Genomic DNA, 1,196 nt, shown 5'->3' with positions numbered 1-1,196 from the left:
CTGGAAGGGGCCGTCGCGGCCGGGGGGTGGGGGCTGAGCCTGCTTCCCGTGCACTGCGTGCCGCAGTCCCGGGCCGTGGGGGCGCTGAGGGCGCGGGGTGCCGGGGTGTCGCGGGCGCGGGTCCCCAAGGCGGGGATCACCAAGGCAGGGATCACCAAGGCATGGCGACGCCGCCGTTCGGGCGGAGGATCTGGCCCGTCGTGAAGGACGAGGCGTCGGATGCCAGGTGCAGTACGGCGTGCGCGATGTCGTCCGGTTCGCCTACGCGGCCCAGGGGGGACATGCGGGCCATGATTTCCTCGGTGTGGCCGCGGGGCCTTGCTCCGTGGCCTTCCGTTGTTTCGTGGTGGTCCGTCATGGGGGTGCGGATCCAGCCAGGGGCCACGGCGTTGACCCGGATGCCGTGCGGTCCGACTTCCGTGGCGAGGGTCTTGGTGAGCTGCACGACGGCGGCCTTCGCCGCGCCATAGCAGAGGAGCCCGGGGGCGCCGGTGTCCACCGCTCCCGAGGCCATGGTGACGATGCTGCCGCCGCCGCCCGCCTCGATCATGGCGCGGGCCGCCGCCCGGCAGGCGTACAGGACGCCCTTGAAGTTGATGTCCAGGACGCGGTCGAGGTCTTCGTCGCGGGTCTCCAGAACCGGACTGCTGTGCATGATTCCGGCGATCGCCGCCATGATGTCGAGCCTGCCGGGGGGTGTGGTGGTCCGGGCGACGGCCTGGTCGACCTGTTCTCTGTTGGCGACGTCCAGCCGGTGGGTGTGCGCGTCGCCGCCGGCCGCCTTGATCAGTGACACGGTCTCGTGAAGCCCCTGGGCGTCGCGGTCGGCGCAGTGGACGGTGGCACCCGCCTCGGCCAGGAGCAGGGCCGTCGCACGGCCGATTCCGCTGGCGGCGCCGGTGACGAACGCGGTGCGTCCGATGAGGTCGTACGCCTTGACGGCCATGACGGGGACGGTACGACCGAACCTGACGGTGCGTCAACTGGCGGGGAGCGGCGCTTCAAGCGGCTGGGCAGTGCGTCAACTGGCTGGGCGGTGCGTCAACCGGTCGGGCGGTGCGTCAACTGGTCGGGCCTTTCTGGCAGGTGGGGCACCAGTAGGTGGGCCGGCTTCGGGAGCCGTCGCCCTGTTCCGCGACGCGGATGGAGGTGCCGCAGCGCAGGCAGGGGCGGGACGCGCGGCCGTAGACGTAGAG

The 1,196-nt window shown here is 72.0% G+C and carries 2 protein-coding genes; both read right to left on the bottom strand.

Annotation, left to right across the window (positions count from 1 at the left end; translation table 11 throughout):
* Positions 1–151 precede the first annotated feature (151 nt).
* The gene (locus GKQ77_RS32900; protein ID WP_219692802.1) at positions 152–946 is read right to left on the bottom strand and encodes an SDR family NAD(P)-dependent oxidoreductase; all 795 of its coding nucleotides are present in this window, start codon (positions 944–946) and stop codon (positions 152–154) included.
* 115 nt (positions 947–1,061) lie between these two features.
* Positions 1,062–1,196: zinc finger domain-containing protein (locus GKQ77_RS32895; RefSeq protein ID WP_308117860.1), on the bottom strand; the 135-nt coding region annotated here is incomplete at its 5' end.

This window comes from Streptomyces anatolicus (assembly GCF_019400875.1).
Taxonomy (GTDB): Bacteria; Actinomycetota; Actinomycetes; order Streptomycetales; family Streptomycetaceae; genus Streptomyces; species Streptomyces anatolicus.
This window is presented reverse-complemented; position numbering and strand designations above follow the sequence as displayed.